This is a genomic window from Phenylobacterium sp. (genome assembly GCF_044236515.1).
Taxonomy (GTDB): domain Bacteria; phylum Pseudomonadota; class Alphaproteobacteria; order Caulobacterales; family Caulobacteraceae; genus Phenylobacterium.
This window is the reverse complement of sequence record NZ_JBIIGK010000020.1, coordinates 1-18,061: the sequence shown is the minus strand read 5'-3', so window position 1 is coordinate 18,061 and position 18,061 is coordinate 1. Positions and strand designations below refer to the sequence as shown.

16 protein-coding genes and 1 tRNA gene are annotated in these 18,061 nt (G+C 69.8%); 8 read left to right on the top strand and 9 right to left on the bottom strand.

Annotated features, from left to right (window positions below; translation table 11 throughout):
• Nucleotide 1 precedes the first annotated feature (1 nt).
• Nucleotides 2-3,880, top strand: a complete 3,879-nt coding sequence (locus tag ACILRF_RS03815; RefSeq protein ID WP_395670941.1) for an amino acid adenylation domain-containing protein — start codon at nucleotides 2-4, stop codon at nucleotides 3,878-3,880.
• Entirely contained in the window at nucleotides 3,877-4,629 is a 753-nt protein-coding gene (locus ACILRF_RS03810; protein WP_395670940.1) for a 2,3-dihydro-2,3-dihydroxybenzoate dehydrogenase, read from the top strand. Before ACILRF_RS03815 ends, ACILRF_RS03810 begins: the two co-directional genes overlap by 4 nt.
• A gap of 13 nt (nucleotides 4,630-4,642) precedes the next feature.
• On the opposite strand, the gene ACILRF_RS03805 is transcribed toward ACILRF_RS03810, so the two are convergent.
• Complete coding sequence (locus ACILRF_RS03805; RefSeq protein WP_395670939.1) at nucleotides 4,643-5,878, bottom strand: PQQ-dependent sugar dehydrogenase; 1,236 nt, start codon at nucleotides 5,876-5,878, stop codon at nucleotides 4,643-4,645.
• A 14-nt stretch (nucleotides 5,879-5,892) separates the two neighbouring features.
• Nucleotides 5,893-6,537: a YbhB/YbcL family Raf kinase inhibitor-like protein gene (locus ACILRF_RS03800; RefSeq protein WP_395670938.1), complete on the bottom strand. Its 645-nt coding sequence runs from the start codon at nucleotides 6,535-6,537 to the stop codon at nucleotides 5,893-5,895.
• Between the two features lie 413 nt (nucleotides 6,538-6,950).
• Between ACILRF_RS03800 and ACILRF_RS03795 the strand changes: the two genes are divergently transcribed.
• The 4 genes from ACILRF_RS03795 to ACILRF_RS03780 all read left to right on the top strand — a co-directional run bounded on the left by ACILRF_RS03795 (nucleotide 6,951) and on the right by ACILRF_RS03780 (nucleotide 9,518).
• Nucleotides 6,951-7,739 (top strand): helix-turn-helix domain-containing protein, encoded by a 789-nt coding sequence (locus ACILRF_RS03795; RefSeq protein ID WP_395670937.1) that lies wholly within the window; start codon nucleotides 6,951-6,953, stop codon nucleotides 7,737-7,739.
• A 63-nt stretch (nucleotides 7,740-7,802) separates the two neighbouring features.
• Nucleotides 7,803-7,879 (top strand) — tRNA-Arg (locus tag ACILRF_RS03790).
• A gap of 122 nt (nucleotides 7,880-8,001) precedes the next feature.
• A complete protein-coding gene (locus tag ACILRF_RS03785) occupies nucleotides 8,002-9,288 on the top strand; it encodes a dicarboxylate/amino acid:cation symporter (RefSeq protein WP_395670954.1) in 1,287 nt (428 codons plus the stop codon).
• 68 nt (nucleotides 9,289-9,356) lie between these two features.
• The gene (locus tag ACILRF_RS03780) at nucleotides 9,357-9,518 is read left to right on the top strand and encodes a hypothetical protein (RefSeq protein ID WP_395670936.1); all 162 of its coding nucleotides are present in this window, start codon (nucleotides 9,357-9,359) and stop codon (nucleotides 9,516-9,518) included.
• 69 nt (nucleotides 9,519-9,587) lie between these two features.
• On the opposite strand, the gene ACILRF_RS03775 is transcribed toward ACILRF_RS03780, so the two are convergent.
• The 5 genes from ACILRF_RS03775 to ACILRF_RS03755 all read right to left on the bottom strand — a co-directional run bounded on the left by ACILRF_RS03775 (nucleotide 9,588) and on the right by ACILRF_RS03755 (nucleotide 14,121).
• Nucleotides 9,588-10,097 carry a CarD family transcriptional regulator gene (locus tag ACILRF_RS03775; RefSeq protein WP_395670935.1) on the bottom strand — a complete coding sequence of 170 codons (510 nt, stop codon included), beginning with the start codon at nucleotides 10,095-10,097 and terminating at the stop codon, nucleotides 9,588-9,590.
• Nucleotides 10,098-10,389: 292 nt separating this feature from the next.
• A complete protein-coding gene (gene fdxA, locus ACILRF_RS03770) occupies nucleotides 10,390-10,731 on the bottom strand; it encodes a ferredoxin FdxA (RefSeq protein WP_395670934.1) in 342 nt (113 codons plus the stop codon).
• A gap of 115 nt (nucleotides 10,732-10,846) precedes the next feature.
• Nucleotides 10,847-11,263: a DUF805 domain-containing protein gene (locus ACILRF_RS03765; RefSeq protein ID WP_395670933.1), complete on the bottom strand. Its 417-nt coding sequence runs from the start codon at nucleotides 11,261-11,263 to the stop codon at nucleotides 10,847-10,849.
• A 30-nt stretch (nucleotides 11,264-11,293) separates the two neighbouring features.
• Nucleotides 11,294-11,584: an RNA-binding S4 domain-containing protein gene (locus ACILRF_RS03760; protein ID WP_395670932.1), complete on the bottom strand. Its 291-nt coding sequence runs from the start codon at nucleotides 11,582-11,584 to the stop codon at nucleotides 11,294-11,296.
• Nucleotides 11,581-14,121: a helicase-related protein gene (locus ACILRF_RS03755; protein WP_395670931.1), complete on the bottom strand. Its 2,541-nt coding sequence runs from the start codon at nucleotides 14,119-14,121 to the stop codon at nucleotides 11,581-11,583. Before ACILRF_RS03755 ends, ACILRF_RS03760 begins: the two co-directional genes overlap by 4 nt.
• A gap of 296 nt (nucleotides 14,122-14,417) precedes the next feature.
• Here ACILRF_RS03755 and ACILRF_RS03750 point away from each other — a divergent pair, with 296 nt between their 5' ends.
• Both ACILRF_RS03750 and rpmB read left to right on the top strand, forming a co-directional pair.
• Nucleotides 14,418-15,113 carry a M23 family metallopeptidase gene (locus ACILRF_RS03750; RefSeq protein ID WP_395670930.1) on the top strand — a complete coding sequence of 232 codons (696 nt, stop codon included), beginning with the start codon at nucleotides 14,418-14,420 and terminating at the stop codon, nucleotides 15,111-15,113.
• A gap of 268 nt (nucleotides 15,114-15,381) precedes the next feature.
• Nucleotides 15,382-15,678: a 50S ribosomal protein L28 gene (gene rpmB / locus ACILRF_RS03745; RefSeq protein ID WP_395670929.1), complete on the top strand. Its 297-nt coding sequence runs from the start codon at nucleotides 15,382-15,384 to the stop codon at nucleotides 15,676-15,678.
• Between the two features lie 104 nt (nucleotides 15,679-15,782).
• On the opposite strand, the gene ACILRF_RS03740 is transcribed toward rpmB, so the two are convergent.
• Together ACILRF_RS03740 and ACILRF_RS03735 are read right to left on the bottom strand one after the other, a co-directional pair.
• Nucleotides 15,783-16,760, bottom strand: coding sequence for an esterase-like activity of phytase family protein (locus ACILRF_RS03740; protein WP_395670928.1), 978 nt, complete (start codon nucleotides 16,758-16,760; stop codon nucleotides 15,783-15,785).
• On the bottom strand, nucleotides 16,757-18,061 hold a 1,305-nt coding region (locus tag ACILRF_RS03735; protein ID WP_395670927.1), incomplete at its 5' end, for a cobaltochelatase subunit CobT. The genes ACILRF_RS03740 and ACILRF_RS03735, both read right to left, overlap by 4 nt.

Sequence of the window (18,061 nt, the reverse complement as noted above, 5' to 3'; positions counted from 1 at the left end):
AGTGTCCGAGGGGCTCGAGAACGCGCCGCTGAGCGAGGCGCAATCGGGGCTGTGGTTCGCCCAGAAGCTCGACCCGACCAATCCGATCTTCAACACCGCCCACTACGTCGATCTGACGGGTGAACTGGACGTCGCCGCCTTCCAGGCCGCCGTGGACCAGGCGGCGGTCGAGGCGCAGAGCCTCAGCCTCCGCTTCGAGGAACGCGACGGACAGGTCTGGCAAGTCGTCGACCCGGCGCTGGCGCCGCGGCTGACAGTGATCGATCTCGCCGGCCATGCCGATCCCGAGGCTGAAGCCGCCCTGCGCCGCCGACTGGACCACGAAGCGCCGGCCGACCTCGGCAAGGGGCCCCTTGCCGCAAATTTCCTCTTCCGCCTGGGGCCGGGCCGAAGTCAGTGGTATCTGCGCGCCCACCACCTGACCACCGACGGCTTCGGCATGGTGCTGTTCGCCAACCGCGTGGCCGAACTCTACAGCGCCGCGTGCGGCGGATCCGCGGCCGGCGAGCCGCTGCGGCCGCTTCGCCAGGTGTGGGATGAGGACGCCGCCTATCGCAGCTCCGACAAGCGCGCGGCCGACGGCGCCTATTGGCGCGACCTGATGGCTGATGCGCCGGAGGTGGTCAGCCTCGCCGCCGGCCGCGCCGTCACCGCCCATCGCTTCCATCGCGTCGAGCGCCGGCTGCCGCAGGCCGTGACCGCCCGGCTGCAGGCCCGGGCCGCCGCGGCCGGCGTCTCCTGGCCAGACCTGCTGACCGCCGTGACCGCCGCCTATATCCGCCGGTTCAGCGGCGCGGAGGAGGCTGTGGTCGGCGCGCCATACATGGGCCGGCTAGGCAGCGCGTCGGCTCGCGTTCCGGCGATGGTGATGAACGTCCCGCCGTTGCGTCTCGCGCCCGACGAGGCCGCGCCGCTGGACGAGGCCCTGGTCCAGGCGTCGCGAGCACTGGCCAAGCTGCGCCGGCATGGCCGCTACCGCGCCGAACAGCTCCGCCGCGACGTCGGCCGGCTGGGCGGAACGCGGCGGCTCTATGGCCCGCTGATCAACGTCCTTCCCTTCGACCAGCCGCCGAGGTTCCAGGGCCTCGACGCTGCCGTGCATGTGCTCAGCACAGGGCCCGTCGACGACATCAGCTTCACCTTCCGCGGCGACGCGGCGCCGGCCTTGACGCTGGAGGTGGACTCCAATCCGGACCTTTACGACGCCGAGGAAACCGCAGCGCACGGCGAGCGGCTGGCCGTCTTCCTCGATGCGGCGTTGGACGCCGCGACCCTGGCGGACATCCCCATCGCCACTCCAGCCGAGGCGGCGCGCGAGCTGGAGGTCTTCAACGCCACCGCGCATCCCGTCCTGGACGTGACCCTCGCCGCCCTGCTGGAACGGACGATGCGGACGAGCCCGGATGCGCCCGCCCTGACGTTCGGCCGGCAGACGCTGACCTATGCGGACCTCGATCGCCGCACGGCGGCCCTGGCAAGCGCGTTGGCCGCGCGGGGCGTCGGGCCCGAGACACTGGTGGCGGTGGCGTTGCCGAGATCGCTGGAACTGGTGATCGGTCTTGTCGCAATCCTGCGGGCCGGCGGCGCTTACCTGCCTCTCGATCTCGACCACCCGCCGACGCGGATCGCGACGATCCTCAATCGCGCCCAGCCGGCCGTCGTTCTGGCGCAGGCGGAGATCGGTGGCCTTTTCGGCGAGCGACTGCTGACCCCAGCCGACTGGCCGGTGGAAGGCGAGGGGCCGTTTCAGGGGCCGGAGCCCGGGAACGCCGCCTACGTCATCTACACCTCCGGCTCGACCGGCGAGCCGAAGGGGGTGCTGGTCGAGCACCGCGCCATCGTCAACCGCCTGCTTTGGATGCGAGCCCAGTACGGGACCGGCGCTCAGACGCGGATCCTGCAGAAGACGCCGGCAACGTTCGACGTTTCGGTGTGGGAGTTCTTCCTGGCGCTGATCGGCGGCGGCGAACTGGTGGTCGCGCCGCCTGGCGCGCACCGTGATCCGGCAGCCATCGCCGGATTGATCCGCGACCACGCGATCACCGACCTGCATTTCGTGCCCTCCATGCTGGCCGCCTTCCTGTCGGACCCGGCCGCCCAGGGACTGTCCGTCGCCCATGTCTTCTGCAGCGGCGAGGAACTGCCGGCCGACCTGCGCGACCGTTTCCATCGCACCCTGAACGCCGAACTTCACAACCTCTACGGCCCCACCGAGGCGGCGGTGGACGTCAGCTATTGGCCGGCCTCGAGCGACGACGCCTCCCGTCCGGTGCCGATCGGCTGGCCAGTCTGGAACACCCGCCTGGTTATCCTGGACGAGCAGCTGCGCCCGGTCGCGCCCGGTATGACCGGCCACCTCCATCTCGGCGGCGTCCAGCTGGCCCGCGGCTATCTCGGCCGCCCCGACCTGACGGCGGAGCGGTTCGTCGCCGATCCGCACCACCCGGGCGAGCGGCTCTACAAGACCGGCGACGTCGCCCGCCGTCGGGCCGACGGGGCAGTGGTCTTCCTCGGCCGCAACGACCATCAGGTGAAGGTGCGCGGCCTGCGCATCGAACTCGGCGAGATCGAAGCGGCCATCGCGGCCACTGGTCTGGTGCGCGAGGCCGCGGTGCTGGCGCGAGAGGACCGTCCCGGCGAGAAGCGTCTCGTGGCCTATGTCGTCCCGGCGGCGGCCTACGAGCGTGCCGCCTTCAAAACGAAGCTCGCCGCGCACTTGCCCGACTACATGGTGCCCGCCGCCGTTGTCTCGCTGGACGTCCTGCCGACCACCTCCAACGGCAAGCTCGACCGAAGGGCGCTGCCGGCGCCCGTGTTCGTGGCGGGCGACGAGCGACCCGCGCGCACGCCCAGCGAGAAGGCGGTGGCCGAGATCTTCGGCGAGGTCCTGGGGCTCGGCCGGCCGGCCGGCGCCGACGACGACTTCTTCGCGCTCGGCGGCGACTCCCTGTCGGCGGTCAACGCCCTGCTGGCGATCCGCGAGCGGTTCGGCCGCGATCCCGGGCTCGGCGCCCTGTTCGACCAGCCGCGTGTCGCCGACCTTGCCGCGTTGCTGGACGCCGAGACCCTCGATTTCGACAGCGGCCTTGGTCTGCTGATCCGGCTGGCGGAGGGTGACCGAGACCTGCCGCCGCTGTTCCTGATCCATCCGGCCGGCGGCCTCTCCTGGGGCTATCGCACCTTGGCGCGGTCTCTGTCGCCCAAGCGGACGGTCTATGGCGTGCAGTCGCCGGCCCTCGACCCGACGTCGCGCCTGCCCGATAGCATCGACGCCCTGGCGGCGCTCTACGCCGACCGCATCGTCGCCGCGGCCGGGCGGGGGCCGATCCACCTGGCCGGCTGGTCGGTGGGCGGCATCCTCGCCCAGGCCGTCGCGGCGCGGCTGGAGGGCAAGGGTCACAAGGTCGGCCTGATGGCGATGCTGGATTCCTATCCGGCCGAGTGCTGGCGCGCCGAACCGGAGCCGGACCCGGTCGACGCCCTCCGCGCGCTGCTGGCCATCGCCGGTTACGACCCGCAGGCTCATCCGACCCTGCGCACCCGCGAGGCCATCGTAGGCTTCCTGCGGGCCGGCGACAGCCCGCTCGGCGGCCTGCCCGAGGCGGCGCTGGACGGCGTGATCCGCGTCGTGCTCGACACCAACCGGCTGGTCCGCGAGCATCGTCACCGGGCGTTTGGCGGTGTCACGACCCACGTGCGCGCCGGGCTTGATCACCAGGACCGGCCCCTGACGCCGGACCTCTGGCGCCCCTACGCCCCCAATCTCGACGTCGTCGAGGTTCCGTTCCTGCATCCGCAGTTGACCGGGCCGGCTGCGAGCGCGCTGATCGCCCCGGCGCTGGACCAGCGGATGCGCGGGTTCGAGGAGGAACTCTCATGAACGGCAAGATCGCCCTGGTGACCGGCGCGGCCGGCGGCATCGGCGCGGCGGTGGTGCATCGTCTGCGGGCTGAGGGCGCGGAGGTGGTCGCCACCGACCTTCCGTCGGACGCGCTGACCGCCGTCGCCGCGCCCGGCGTGCGGGTCGAGCCGCTGGACGTCGCCGACGGGGCGGCAGTGGAAGCGCTGTTCGATCGGATCGAGGCTGAGCTGGGCCCCATCGACCTAGTGGCCAGCGTCGCCGGCGTGCTGTCGACGACCCTCGTCGCCGACACCCCCGACGAGGAATGGCGGCGCGTGTTCGCCGTCAACGCCGATGGCGTCTTTCACCTGGGCCGGGCGGCCGCGCGGCGGATGGGGCCGCGCGGGCGGGGTAGCTTCGTCACCGTCAGCTCAAATGCCGCTGGCGTTCCACGCCATGCGATGGCCGCCTATGCCGCATCCAAGGCGGCGGCGACCATGTTCACCCGCTGCCTGGGACTGGAACTCGGGCCCAAGGGCGTCCGCTGCAACATCGTCGCGCCGGGCTCGACCCTGACACCGTTGCAGACCGGCATGTGGGCCGACGGCGACGGCGCCGGTCGGGTGATCGCCGGCGCACCGGAGGTGTTCAAGGCCGGCATCCCGTTGGGCAAGCTGGCCCAGCCGGAGGACATCGCCGAGGCGGTGGTTTTCCTGCTGTCCGACCGGGCCGGCCACATCACCATGACCGACCTCTATGTCGATGGCGGGGCGACGCTGAGAGCTTAGCCCCGCGCCGGGCTCAGCGCGCCGTCAGCTTCACGATCTGGCCGTTCGCGCCGTCCTTGAGCAGGTAGATCGCGCCGTCAGGACCCTGGCGGATGTCGCGCCAGTTGACCGGTTCCCCCGGAATTTCCAGCCGCTCTTCGCCGGTGACGCGTTCGCCTTTCCAGGTCAGCCGCGTGACCGCGCCGCCCGGCTGGCCCTGCGGCCGCTTGCCAGAGATGAACATGCTGCCGCGCCATGCTGGGAACTGCGAGCCGGTGTAGAAGATCATCCCGGAAGGCGCGATCGTCGGATCCCAGTAATACAGCGGCTGCTCCATACCCGGGCGCTGTGTCTCGCCGCCGGTGATCGGCGTTCTGGCCGGGCCGTAATTGACGCCATAGCTGATTGTCGGCCAGCCGTAGTCCTTGCCCTTGCGCAGGATGTTGACCTCGTCGCCGGCCTGGGGCCCGAACTCGACCGCCCACAACTCACCGGTCTGCGGGTGCAGGGCTGCGGCCTGGACATTGCGGTTGCCGTAGCTCCAGATCTCCGGGCGCGCGCCTGGGCGGCCGACGAACGGGTTGTCCTTCGGAACGGAACCGTCGGCGTTGATCCTGACGACCTTGCCGAGCAGGCTGGCGAGGTCCTGCGCCTGGCGCTGGCCGGCCGGGATCGACCGCTCGCCCTGGCCGACGAAAAGCTTGCCGTCGCGCGCGAAAACCAGCCGGCCGCCGAAGTGCAGGGGCGAGGCCAGCGACGGCGCCTGCCGATAGATCACCGTCACCCCATCGAGCCGCGGCGTCGGTCCATCGACCAGCTTGCCGCGCGCGACCGCCGTGTTGTTGGTCCCGTCGGCCTGCGGCTCGGCATAGCTCAGATAGACGAGGCGGTTCTTCGCGAACGCCGGGTCGAGCGCCACTTCCAACAGGCCGCCCTGGCCCTGCGAAAACACCGCCGGGACGTTGCCCACCGGCGTCGGAGACAGGGCCCCGTCCTTGCCGACGACGCGCAGCTTGCCTTCGCTGCGCTCGGTCACCAGCATCCGGCCGTCGGGCAGGAACGCCAGCGACCAGGGGAACTTCAGTCCCTCGGTGACTACCTCGAGACGGAATGCGACGCCGAGCCTCTCCTCCGGCGCGCGGGTCTGTCCTTCGAACGCCGGCTTGTAGGCCGTGGTCGGCGGGCGGGTCTCGACCGGGGCGGCCTGGCTGGCCGCAGCGAGCGAGGCGGCCGCGAGGCCGAGCGTCAGAAGCGATGGTAGTCGGGGCATCCGGGAAGGTCTCCTTATTGCGCCGGCCTGGCGGGTCGGGGCGGATCGGGCGGCGCGGCGGGATCGCGCTGACCGATGCCGACGATTTCGCCGCTGGCCAGCACGTGCCCCTCCATCGCCTTCGTCAGCGTCTCGTAGCTTTCGCCGGCGTTATCCGGCAGGCGGGTGTCGAGGGCGAAGACCGCGAAGTGGTAGTTGTTGCGTCGACCGGGCGGCGTGCGGGGTCCGGTGTAGGGCTGGGCAGGGCCCTTGTAGTTCACGCCGTAGCTCGAGCCCGCGGGCTTGGCGTCGGGGGCCATGCCCGCCGGCAGTCTGGTTGTGGAGCGGGGCAGGTTGAACATCGACCAGTGGACAAGCGCCGCCCCGTTCCGGTTGTAGGTGCTGTCCTGCATGATGATGGCGTAGGACTGCGTGCCCCGCGGACCGGCCGTCCACTTGAGACCGGGGAACACATTCCCGCGGTACTGAGTGTTCTCGTAGGGGATGTCGGCGCCGTTCTGGAAGGCGGGCGTCGTCACGGTCAGCTTCACGGGCGCGGGAAGAAGCTCAACAGCCGTCTTGCCGGGCGGGCGCGGCGCCTCCGCGGCCGGCTGAGCGTAGGCGACGACGCCGGGCATCAACGCGGCGCCGCCGGCCAGGAACACGGTGGTGTACTTCATGTCCATCCTCCGTCACGTTATGAATATCGGCTTCATAACGATATCCCCGACCTTGCGCATCAGGGTGGAGCGTCGGGAAAGATGCAAGCCGGAAGTGGCGATGCGCATCTCTTGGCGTCTCGCTCGGGCTAGCCGACTGACCGCCACGTTCCTCTGTCCGGCCACGACCCGTGAATTGGCCGATCCGGCAACCAGTATTCGTGCTCGCAAGCCGTGCGATTGCGTGAGTGTTCACGTGCCGGGAAGAATATACACCTTCGCCATCAATAATTCGTGGGGACGCGCCGTAACAGGAATCTTGACTGAACGCCGAAGGACGGGCCTAAGGCCAGCTTGCGAGGACTCGCACGCGGGGCACTCGCTCGGGGCGGGGCCGTGATCGCGTAGCCAGGCCTCCAGGCGGTGGAGGAAGCGTGTCCAAGACGGGACGACAGCCGACGACCCTCGTGCCCGAGGCGGATCGTGGTCTGGCTTCCCGCGCGCTGCGGGGCGCGAACGGCGACGGCCCGGTGCGTCGCGACCGCGCCTTCGCTCTTCGGCTGCAAAAGGCCTGCGACGACAATCCCCATGTGCCTGGCTACAACCGTGGCCGCCAGGCGTGGGTCCGTAGCCAACTCGTCGAGCGGTTCGGGATGAACGTCAGCAACGAGACGGTCAGCAAGTGGTTTACCGGCGTGGCGCGCCCGCGGCCGGAGAAGATCACCATCATCGCCCAGCTCCTCGAGGTCGACGAAGCGTGGCTGGTTCTAGGCGTCGCCAACGAGGTCGAGCCCCGCGAGGGCCGGATCCGCAATGCCCTGGCCGACGGTGCGGTCAACATTGTCGCTGGGTTCATCCAGATGTGCGGCGGCCACCCGACGTTCCCAGAGACCGACGACCCTCGTGCGCGAGGCGGTGCGCCGGTCGATCTCTATGCGATCATCAAGGGCGCCCGCTATCCGATCCACGTCGTGGTCGCGCAGGCGGCCGATGGCGCATTCCGCTGCAACGTCCCGTACGAGCACGAGGAGCGGGTGGTGCTGGCGGTGATTCAGCGCGAGGCGCTGCTGTGTGAGTTCCTCGAACTCACGGGTGACTTGATCGAGGCTCATGGCGTGCGTCGCAGCGGCTCCATCGAGGTCACGCTGACGCCTACGGCGCGCGGCTACGAGACCGACGGTGCAGTCTGGCCTCGGATCAGGACGTTCGCTGACGGGCTCTAGGCGGCGATTTCGCCGCCGGCGGGTTGTCTCGCGCAGCAGCTTCGTGGCAAGCCACCCCTACGCGGCCCGGTAGCTCAGCCGGATAGAGCAGGGCTTTCCTAAAGCCAAGGTCGGGGGTTCGAGTCCCTCCCGGGCCGCCACCTTGACGCCGCTCCCCCTTGGCGCGGGGCGCGGGCTGAACTAGGCGTTGTCCGTCAAAACGGGCGACGAACGCCCGGGGGCGGGCGCGAGGGCGCCGAACGGGGGAGACGGCGTGCGGTATCTGAAGGTCCTCTACATCCAGGTGCTGATCGCCGTCGTGCTGGGCATGACCGTCGGCGCCTTGTGGCCCGAGACCGGCGCCTCGCTCAAGCCGCTGGGTGACGCTTTCATCAAGCTGATCAAGATGGCGGTGGCGCCAGTCATCTTCTGCACGGTCGCGGCAGGCATCGCCCGCATGGGCGACATGAAGGCGTTCGGCCGGTTAGGCGCCAAGACGCTGCTGTACTTCGAGGTGGTCTCGACCTTCGCCCTGCTCGTCGGCCTGATCGTCGGTCGGGTCGTGCAGCCCGGGGCCGGATTCAACGTCGATCCCGCGACCCTCGACGCGTCCATCGCCGCCGGCTATGCGGAGAAGGCGGCCCATGGCGAAAGCCTGGTCGACTATCTGCTGCACCTGATCCCCGACACCTTCGTCGGCGCCTTCGCGGGCGGCAACCTTCTGCAGGTGCTGGTCATCGCCATCCTGACCGGCTTCGCCTGTAATCGCATGGGCGGGTTCGGCGACAAGGTGGCCGAGAGCCTGGAAGAAATCTCGAAGCTGTTCTTCGGGATCATCGGGGTGATCGTGAAGCTGGCCCCGATCGGCGCGTTCGGCGCCATGGCCTTCACCATCGGCCGATATGGCCTCGACGCCCTCGTGAACCTGCTGTCGCTGATCGCCACCTTTTACGCGACGAGCGTCATCTTCGTGTTGGTGGTGCTGGGTGCCATCGCCGCCCTGGCCGGGTTCTCGATCCTGAAGTTCATCCGCTACATCCGCGAAGAACTGCTGATCGTGCTCGGCACCTCGTCGTCGGAATCGGTGCTGCCGCAGATGATGCTGAAGCTCCAGCGGCTGGGCGCCGGCAAGGGCACAGTCGGCCTGGTGATCCCGACCGGCTACAGCTTCAACCTCGACGGCACCAACATCTATATGACCCTGGCGACCCTGTTCCTCGCCCAGGCGACGAACACGCCGCTGACGCTGACACAGGAACTGACCCTGCTGGGGGTCGCCATGCTGACCTCGAAGGGCGCGAGCGGGGTGACGGGGGCGGGCTTCATCACCCTGGCCGCCACCCTGGCGGTGATCCCGGACTTGCCGATCGCCGCCCTGGCGTTGCTGGTCGGTGTCGACCGATTCATGAGCGAGTGCCGGGCGCTGACCAATCTCGTCGGCAATGGCGTCGCCACCCTGGTCATCGCGCGCTGGGAAGGCGATCTCGACCGGGAGAAGCTGCGGCGCGAACTCGATAAAGGACCTGGCGCCGAGCCGGCGCCGGTGCTGGCCAACGCCGAAGAGGACTGAGGGCCCGCGGGAACGCTTCGGTCCGGCCAAGCTTTAGCTAGAGCATAAACGCCGGACCGGAGAGCCCAATGTCGATCATCGTCTTCGCAATCATTGTCCTGGTCGTCGCCGCGCTCATCGCGTGGGCCGTCCAGAAGCTGCCGCTGCCTTCGCCGTTCAACCAGATCATCCAGGCTCTGATCCTGATCGTCGCCGCGGTGATCATCGCCCAGCGCGCCGGATTGTTCTGAGGCCGCCCCAACGCAAAACGCCCGCCGGTCTCCCGGCGGGCGTCTTTGTCTCTGGCGTGGCGTGGACGCTTAGGCGGCGACGGCCTTGATCAGCGACTTGTTGAGGATGCCGATGGCCGCCTCCCGGTCGATCCTCTCAATGGCCGCGACTTCCCGGGCCATGCGGTCGAGGGCGCTCTCATAGAGCTGGCGCTCGGAATAGGACTGCTCGGGCTGGTTCTCGGCGCGGTGGAGGTCGCGAACGACCTCAGCGATCGAGATCAGGTCGCCGGAGTTGATCTTGGCTTCGTATTCCTGCGCCCGGCGCGACCACATGGTGCGCTTAACCCGGGCGCGGCCCTTCAGGGTAGTCAGGGCCTGGGAGACGACGTTGGTCTCGGCCAGCGGGCGCAGACCGGCTGTCTTCGCCTTGGCGGTAGGCACCCGCAGGGTCATCTTCTCGTGGTCGAAGGTGATGACATAGACCTCGAGCTTCAGGCCGGCGACTTCCTGGGTTTCGATCCCCTGCACCTGACCCACGCCGTGGGCCGGGTAGACGACGTGATCGCCAACCGAGAAATCATGACCGCTCTTGCTCATCGCAAATCCTCTTTCGAAACTGTTCGGCCCACCAAGGCCGGCCGCCGACCACTCAAGCGACGACGCCACCCCAGCCGCTAGAAGTGCGGCGGCGACATCGATTGACGGTTAAGTGGACCTCTTAAGACACCCTTCGCCTTCGCCGCGCCGCGAAGGCGCGAGGCTGTTCAGCAAGACGGGCAAGCGCAGGGGCTTATCGCCACGTCCATTATGACGATAGCATAAAATTCAGCCGAAAGAAAGGCTTGGGCCGGCGCAGCTTCCGCGGCCCAGACTGGGCGCTTGGTGAGGCTTAGGAGCCGCGGCCGGGCTTCTCGGAGAAATACTTCTCGAACTTGCCGGTCTCGCGCTCGTATTCCTCTTTGTCCGCCGGCGGCTCGCCCTTCACCGTGATGTTGGGCCACACCCGCGAATACTCGGAGTTGATCCGCAGCCACTTGCCGTCGGGGTCGTCCTCGGTGTCCGGCTTGATCGCGTCGACCGGGCACTCGGGCTCGCAGACGCCGCAGTCGATGCACTCGTCCGGATTGATCGCGAGGAAGTTCTCGCCCTCGTAGAAGCAGTCGACGGGGCAGACCTCCACGCAATCCATGAACTTACATTTGATGCAGGGATCGGTGACGATGTAGGTCATCGGTAGAAATGAGGGCTCCGGCCCGACGCTAAGGGCGGCGGGGTTTTCGGGGCAGGGGGGCGCAAAGTCAATGCCGCCGCCGTGCGAGGATTTCTGCAAGCCCGCTTAGAGCGCCCTAGCCGAAGGTCTCACTGACCGGCCGGCGTCCTTGCGGCGGGCCGAACAGGTTATCATGCGGCTGGCCGGGGATCGCGCCCATAACGACGATGGCGAGGATCGACGCCGCCGCCGAAACCAGAAGAACCGCGTCTTCGCCCAGACCCACGGCCGGAACGATGAGGGCGAACTGCACGGCGACCACGGCCAATGCCCACCAGCCGGTCCGGCCGAGATCGTGGAACCGCCGGGCCCACAACGCCACGAGAAACCCCAAGGCGCCCGCCTGGCCGAAATCAAGGCCGAGGATCGCCATAAGGGCGCCGAATGCGAAGAACGCGCCGATATAGAGCCAGTACTCCTTGCGACCGGATCGCCCGGCCAGCCAGTTGAACGGCTTGAAGCCGCCGGTCGCGCGTTGCAGACGGTCGGTCATGGCTTTCCCCCCAGCAGTAAGGGGAACGTATTAGGAACTTTCGTCTTCGTCGAGCGCCGAATAGAGCGTGCGGGCCTCCGCGGGCGGGCCGCGGCGCTCGCCCATGGCTTCGACCTGGACTGCCGTCAGACGGCCGCCGACGGCGAAGACCAGATGGTCGCCGACCTTCACGGTGCGGGAGGGCTTGTCGAGACGGCTTTCCTGGCCGCCGCGGTGCAGACGGACCCGGCCTTCCTCGACGAACCTGGCCGACAGGGACCGGGTCTTGAAGAAGCGGGCGCGCCAGAGCCAGACGTCGGCGCGGCAGCCGTCGTCGCTCATGCGCGGGCCTGCTTGGGTTTGCGACGGCGAGGGCGGCGAGCGGGCGCCGGCTGGGTCTTCAGGGCGGCCAGCGCGGCGAACGGCGATTGCGGGACGACCGGCTCGGGGGGCGGGCCGCGTTCGCCGCGGCGGCGCCAGGCGAGCGGCTCGCCGGCCTTCGGGCGGTTGACCGGGGCGTAGCCGAGGCCGCGCAGGATCTCGCGGGCTTCGGCCTCGGTCCAGCCGAGCTCGTCGCGGGCGGCGTCGGTGAGCACGGCGCCGCCGGCGAGTTTCGGGCCCTCGCGGAGCAGTTCGTCGAGGCGTTCGAGGTGTTCGTGATGCACGCAGAGGCCGCCGACGGCGCGCAGGCCATAGGCGGAGAGGGTGCGGGGCCCAGGCAGCGGTTGAGGGAGGCGGCAGAGGCCTTCGGCGGACGGGGCCCAGTCCGGGGTATCGCGGGCCGCGTAGACCTGGGCCAGGGCGCGGGCCTCGGGTTTCAGGAGGGCGGGGATCCAGATCGAGAAGGCGCCGAGGCGGACGCCGAGACCGCGCAGGGCCCGCCGTTCGACCTGGCTGAGGGCGCGGGCTTCCTGCTTGACCAGGCTGCGGTCGAGGAGGCCGCCGTTCTCGACGAGGCGGTAGGCGATGCCGCGGGCCAGGCCCTTGAGCTTGCCGTCGGCGATGGCGGCCTCGAGGCGGCGCAGGACGCCCATCCGGCGAGCGGCCTCGCTGGCGGCGAAGGCCTCGAGCCGGCGGGCGGCGCGTTGGCGGGCGGGGTCGGGGCCGAGCTCGCCGTGGAGGCGGACGCGGGGGCTGAAGGGCTGGCCGCCGCGAATGACGCCGGCCGCCTCGCCGCGCCAGAGGATCACGCCGTCCGGCGTGATCTGGAAGGCCTCGTCCGGCTCGCCGGCCAGGCGGCCGAGGCGGCGGGCGAGTTCCGGGCCGACCGCGTGCAGGGCGGCCTGGCGCAGGGCCTTTTCCTCAAGGACGCTGGCGCCCTGGGCGGCTTCAAAGGTGACGCCCGTCAACTTTCCGACGACATAACCCTCGACGGTCACAGCGCCGTCGTCGGCGACGCCGGCCATCATCTCCTCGCGGACCCGCAGGCCGCGCATGAGCGCGCTGGTCCGCCGATCGACGAAGCGGGCCATCAGCTTCTCGTGGAGGGTGTCGGAGAGCCGGTCCTCGAGCGCCCGGGTCTGGCCCTGCCAGTTCGCGGGGTCGGCCAGCCAGTCGGGGCGGTTGGCGACGTAGGCGAGGGTGCGGACGCTGGCGAGGCGGGCGGCGAGGGCGTCGATCTCGCCGTCGGTGCGGTCGAGGTGGCCGTACTGCCGGGCGATCCAGTCGTCGGACATCCGGCCGCGGCGGCCGGTCAACTGCAGGAAGAAGTCCTTGACCAGGGCGACGTGGTCGTCGGTGGCGACCTTGCGGAAGTCGGGAGTCTGGCAGACGTCCCACAGCCGCATGACCGTCCCGCGGCCCTTGGCGCGACCGGCGACGTCGGGGTCGGCGGCCAGCTGGCGCAGCACCTTCTCGTCGAGCGCCTCGGCGGCCAGCTTGAGCCCTTCGCGCTCAGGGGGGCGAGCCAGGGCGCCCATCAGCGCGCCGACGCTGTCGAAGTCGAGGCGGTGGTTGCGCCACTCGGCCCCCGTCACGGGCTCGAACTCGTGGTTCTGGATCGCCTCGACGAGGTCGGTGTCCATCTCGTCGGCCTCGCCGGTGACGCCAAATGTCCCGTCGCGCATGTAGCGGCCGGCGCGGCCGGCGATCTGGCCGATCTCCTGCGGGTGGAGGTAGCGGGTGCGGCGGCCGTCGAACTTGCGCAACCCGGCGAAGGCGACGTGATCGACGTCCATGTTGAGGCCCATGCCGATGGCGTCGGTGGCGACCAGGAAATCGACCTCGCCCGACTGATAGAGCGCCACCTGGGCGTTGCGGGTGCGGGGGCTGAGCGAGCCCATGACGACGGCGGCGCCGCCGCGCTGGCGGCGGATCAGCTCGGCGATGGCGTAGACCTGGTCGGCGCTGAAGGCGACGACGGCGGTGCGCCGCGGCAGGCGGGTTAGCTTCTTGGACCCGGCGTAGGTCAGGTTGGAGAACCGCTCGCGGCTGACGATCTCGGCGTGCGGCAGCATGCGGCGGACCAGCGGCGCCATGGTGGCGGCGCCGAGCAGCATGGTCTCGGCGGTGCCGCGGGCGTGAAGCAGGCGGTGGGTGAAGACGTGGCCGCGCTCGGGGTCGGCACAGAGCTGGATCTCGTCGACGGCCAGGAACTCGACCTCGCGGGACAGCGGCATCGCCTCAACGGTGCAGACGAAATACTGCGGCCGGGGCGGGACGATCTTCTCTTCGCCGGTGATCAGCGCCACCGCCCGCGCGCCGCGCAGCTTGACGATGCGGTCGTAGACCTCACGCGCCAGCAGGCGCAGCGGCAGGCCGATCATGCCGGAGGCGTGGCCCAGCATGCGTTCGACGGCGAGGTGGGTCTTGCCCGTGTTGGTCGGGCCCAGCACCGCCACAAGCCGCGACGGGGCCGCACCGGAGGGGCGGTCGCTCATGACCTGAAGGTGGGGTTCGCAAGGGAGTCGGGCAAGCGAGCCTCCTCTGCAAGCTGCACCTAAGAGGAAGCGCGCCGAGGGGCGTTCGTTCCCGCCGGATAACGGGGGTGTCCCAATGTCGCATCACATGTGAAACACGCGCGCCCATATTCCGCCCGGATGTTCCGCAACTTATTGGAGCGTCCCTCGACGGACCTGCGGCCACTCGGCGCCGCGACGAACGCATCCTGTGGGCCTGGAAGCCGGCATCCTGTCCGGCGCGGCGCACATCGCATCGAGAGAAAGGGCGGACATATATGCTGCGCACCCGCATGCGCGCCGCGGAGACGGCGAAGGAACGACTGGCTCAGGTGATGGCCTTTACCGCGCTGCTGGCCGGGACGGCGGCGCTGGCGAGCCCGGCGGCGCGCGAGGCGGGCCTGATCGGCGCCCGCGGGGCGGTGGCCGCGGCGGTCCAGGACCTGCGGTTCCAGGACGCCTGGCCAGTCGAGCCGCAGCAGCTGGTCTGGCAGGGCGACGACGTCGACGGCGACGGCGAGGCCGACTTCGCCAACCCGACGGGCGGCGCGCCGCGGGATCACGACGCCTACGGCTCGGGCGCGTACGGGGCCCGCCGCGACGGCGGCTCGCGTCGGCACGAGGGCGTCGACTTCACGGCCGAGGCGGGACAGAGCGTCGCCGCACCGATCTCCGGCTATGTGACGAAGATCGGCTACGCCTATGCCGGCGACCAGGACCTGCGCTTCGTGGAGATCACCAACCCCGCGCTCGGCTATGCAGCCCGGGTGTTCTACGTCGAGCCTGGCGTCGAGGTGGGCGAGACGGTGGCGGTCGGCCGGCCGATCGGCGAGGTGCGCAGCCTGCAGGACAAGTATCCGGGCGGCATGACCGACCACGTCCACCTGGAGGTCATGCAGAAGGGGCGGCGGATCGACGCCAACCAGGTCCTGACGGCGCGGTGGGAAAGCCCGGCGCGCGCGAAACAAGGATAAGAGGGCTTATGGAACGAGGCCGAAACGAAGCGTGATCGAATCGCTGACTCCCAGCAATTCGATCTTTGTTCCCTACAACCCATTGTATCCGAGTCGCTTTTCGCCACAACGCCACCTACAAGGCGCCGGTCCTGCGGATCATCCCATGTCGGCGGAAAGTCGTGGTCCGGCGGCTTGACGCGCCGCGGCGCCTTCCTCTATATCGCCCGCTTCCGCGCGGTCGGCTCTCGCCCGCAGCGCCCATTTCCCGTGCGAAGGTTATCTCGCTATGTCGCGTCGTTGCGAACTCACTGGCGTCGGTCCGATGATCGGCCACAACGTGAGCCACTCGAACATCAAGACCAAGCGCCGCTTCCTGCCGGCCCTGGCTCCGGTCACGCTTCAGTCGGAAGCGCTCGGCCAATCCTTCAAGCTGCGCGTTCGCAACGCGGCCCTGCGCACCCTGGACTTCAAGGGCGGCCTCGACGCCTTCCTGCTGAAGGCCAAGGACGCCGACCTGTCGGCCCGCGCGCTGAAGATCAAGCGCCAGGTCAAGGCCAAGCTCGCCGAGCAGACCGCGGCCTAAGCGCCAAGGTCCATCGGACACCGAAAAGGCCGCCCCTCGGGGCGGCCTTTTTGCTTTTGCGCGCTTTTCCTCTCCTCCTCTCCGCTACGCGGGGGGAGTAGGGACTACGGCCGCCAGTCGAAGGCGAGGAGCAGGGTGCGCTGGTCGGTGGGGGCGCCGTTGAAGGTTCCGAAGTTGTCGTCGGAGATCAGGTAGAATCGGATCGTGCCGCGCGGGCCCGGGACGGCGGCGACGCCCTCGAAGTTGTCGACGGTCATCGGACGAACGAGGGTCATGGCGTCGATCTCGCGGCCCTGGCGGTCGAGCAGCTTCAGCTTCACGCGGTTGCCGCCGACGACGGAGTAGCCGCGCAGGAGCGCCGCCGTCCGTCCGTCGGGCAGGATGTCGAGGCTGGTGAGCTCCAGGCCCTCCAGGTCGATCGTGAAGCCCGGGAGGCAGCCGGAAGACAGCCGGCAGAAGAAGGTCTGACCGGTCGCCTCAATGGCGGTGCGGTAGGCGTCCGGCCCGCCGGCGGGGTCGGCGGCGAGGCCCTCCATCGACTTGTTGTGGGTGTAGGCGATCTGCGGGGCGGGCGCGGCGACCGGCGGTCCGCCGGCGGCGGGGAAGCGCAGAATGCGGTCGTGCTGCTCGAAGCTGAGCAGCAAATCGCCGTTGGCGAGCTGGGCCACCCCCTCGGAATCGTACTCCCGCTGGCCGCCGACGTAGAGGTCGCGACCCTCGGCGTCGCGCATCGCCGTCAGCCGCGCGTCGGCGAGGCCCACGAGGCGGCCGGCTCCGTCCAGCACGACCCTGGCCCGCAGCAGGTCGGATTGGTCGCTGGCGGCGACCAGGGCGCCGTCCGGCGTCACCTTCAAGTCGGAAAGGCCGTGCAGGCGCGAGGTCTGGCGCGAGGTGAGATGGACCCCGCCGGCATAGGCGAAGCGGCCGATCCGCATGCGTTCCGGCTCGGTCGGATCGAGCGGCACGGGCGCGGCGTCGATGCCGATCCCGGGACCGGCCGGAACCGGCGCCAGCGGCAGTTCCGCCACCGGCGCGCAGGCGCTCAAGGACGCCGCCAGCCACAACCCGGCGGCGAACCTCACCCGCGGGCGCTCCGCACGTCCTGGAAGGTGGTGCGCCGCGGGGCCGGCGGCCGGCCGGGCGCGGGACCGTGGGTGTTGGGCGGCGGCGGCAGGAGGCCGGCCGTCCGCTGGGTCGCCCGACGCGGCTCCTCGTCGAACAGTTCGGCGAGCTTGTCGGTGATCGCCCCGGCCAGCTGCTCGACGTCGACGATGGTGACCGCCCGGCGGTAGTAGCGGGTGACGTCGTGGCCGATGCCGATGGCGATCAGCTGCACGGGGCTCTTGGCCTCGATCTCGCCGATCACCTCGCGCAGGTGCCGCTCCAGATAGTGGCCGGAGTTCACCGACAGGGTGGAATCGTCGACCGGCGCGCCGTCGGAGATGACCATCAGGATGCGCCGCTGCTCGGGCCGGCCGATCAGCCGCTTGTGGGCCCACATCAGCGCCTCGCCGTCGATGTTCTCCTTGAGCAGGCCCTCGCGCATCATCAGGCCGAGGTTGCGCCGGGCGCGGCGCCAGGGGGCGTCGGCGGCCTTGTAGATGATGTGGCGCAGGTCGTTCAGCCGGCCGGGCTGGGCGGGCTTGCCCGCCTTCAGCCACTCGTCGCGGCTCTGGCCGCCCTTCCAGGCGCGGGTGGTGAACCCCAGGATCTCGGTCTTCACGCCGCACCGCTCCAGCGTCCGCGCCAGGATGTCGGCGCACACCGCGGCGACCATGATCGGCCGGCCGCGCATCGAGCCGGAATTGTCGATCAGGATCGTGACGACCGTGTCACGGAACTCGGTGTCCTTCTCTTCCTTGAAGGAGAGGGGGGCCGTGGGGTCGATGATCACCCGCGTCAGGCGGGCGACGTCGAGCATTCCCTCTTCGAGATCGAAGCTCCAGGCGCGGTTCTGCTGGGCCTGCAGCTTGCGCTGCAGGCGGTTGGCCAGGCGGCTGACGACGTTCGACAGGCTGGCGAGCTGCTGGTCGAGGTAGGCGCGCAGCCGGGTCAGTTCCTCGGCGTCGCACAGGTCCTCGGCCTCGACGATCTCGTCGTGGGCGGTTGTGAAGACCTGATAGGGCGCGACCTTCGGATCGCCGGTGAAGTCCGGTCGCGACGGCTGGTCGCCCTCGCCGATCTCCGGCGGCTGGTCGGCGTCCTCGGCGTCCGGGTCGGCCTCCGCCTCGGTCAGTTCCTGCTGAGCGCTCTCGGCCTCCTGCTGGGTGGTGTCGCCCTGGTCGTCGGCGGTCTGCTGCGGCGACTGGCCCTCGCCCTCGGCCTCGTCGGGATCGTCCTCGCCCTGGCTCTCGCCCTCGTCGCCCTGATCCTCGTCGGGATC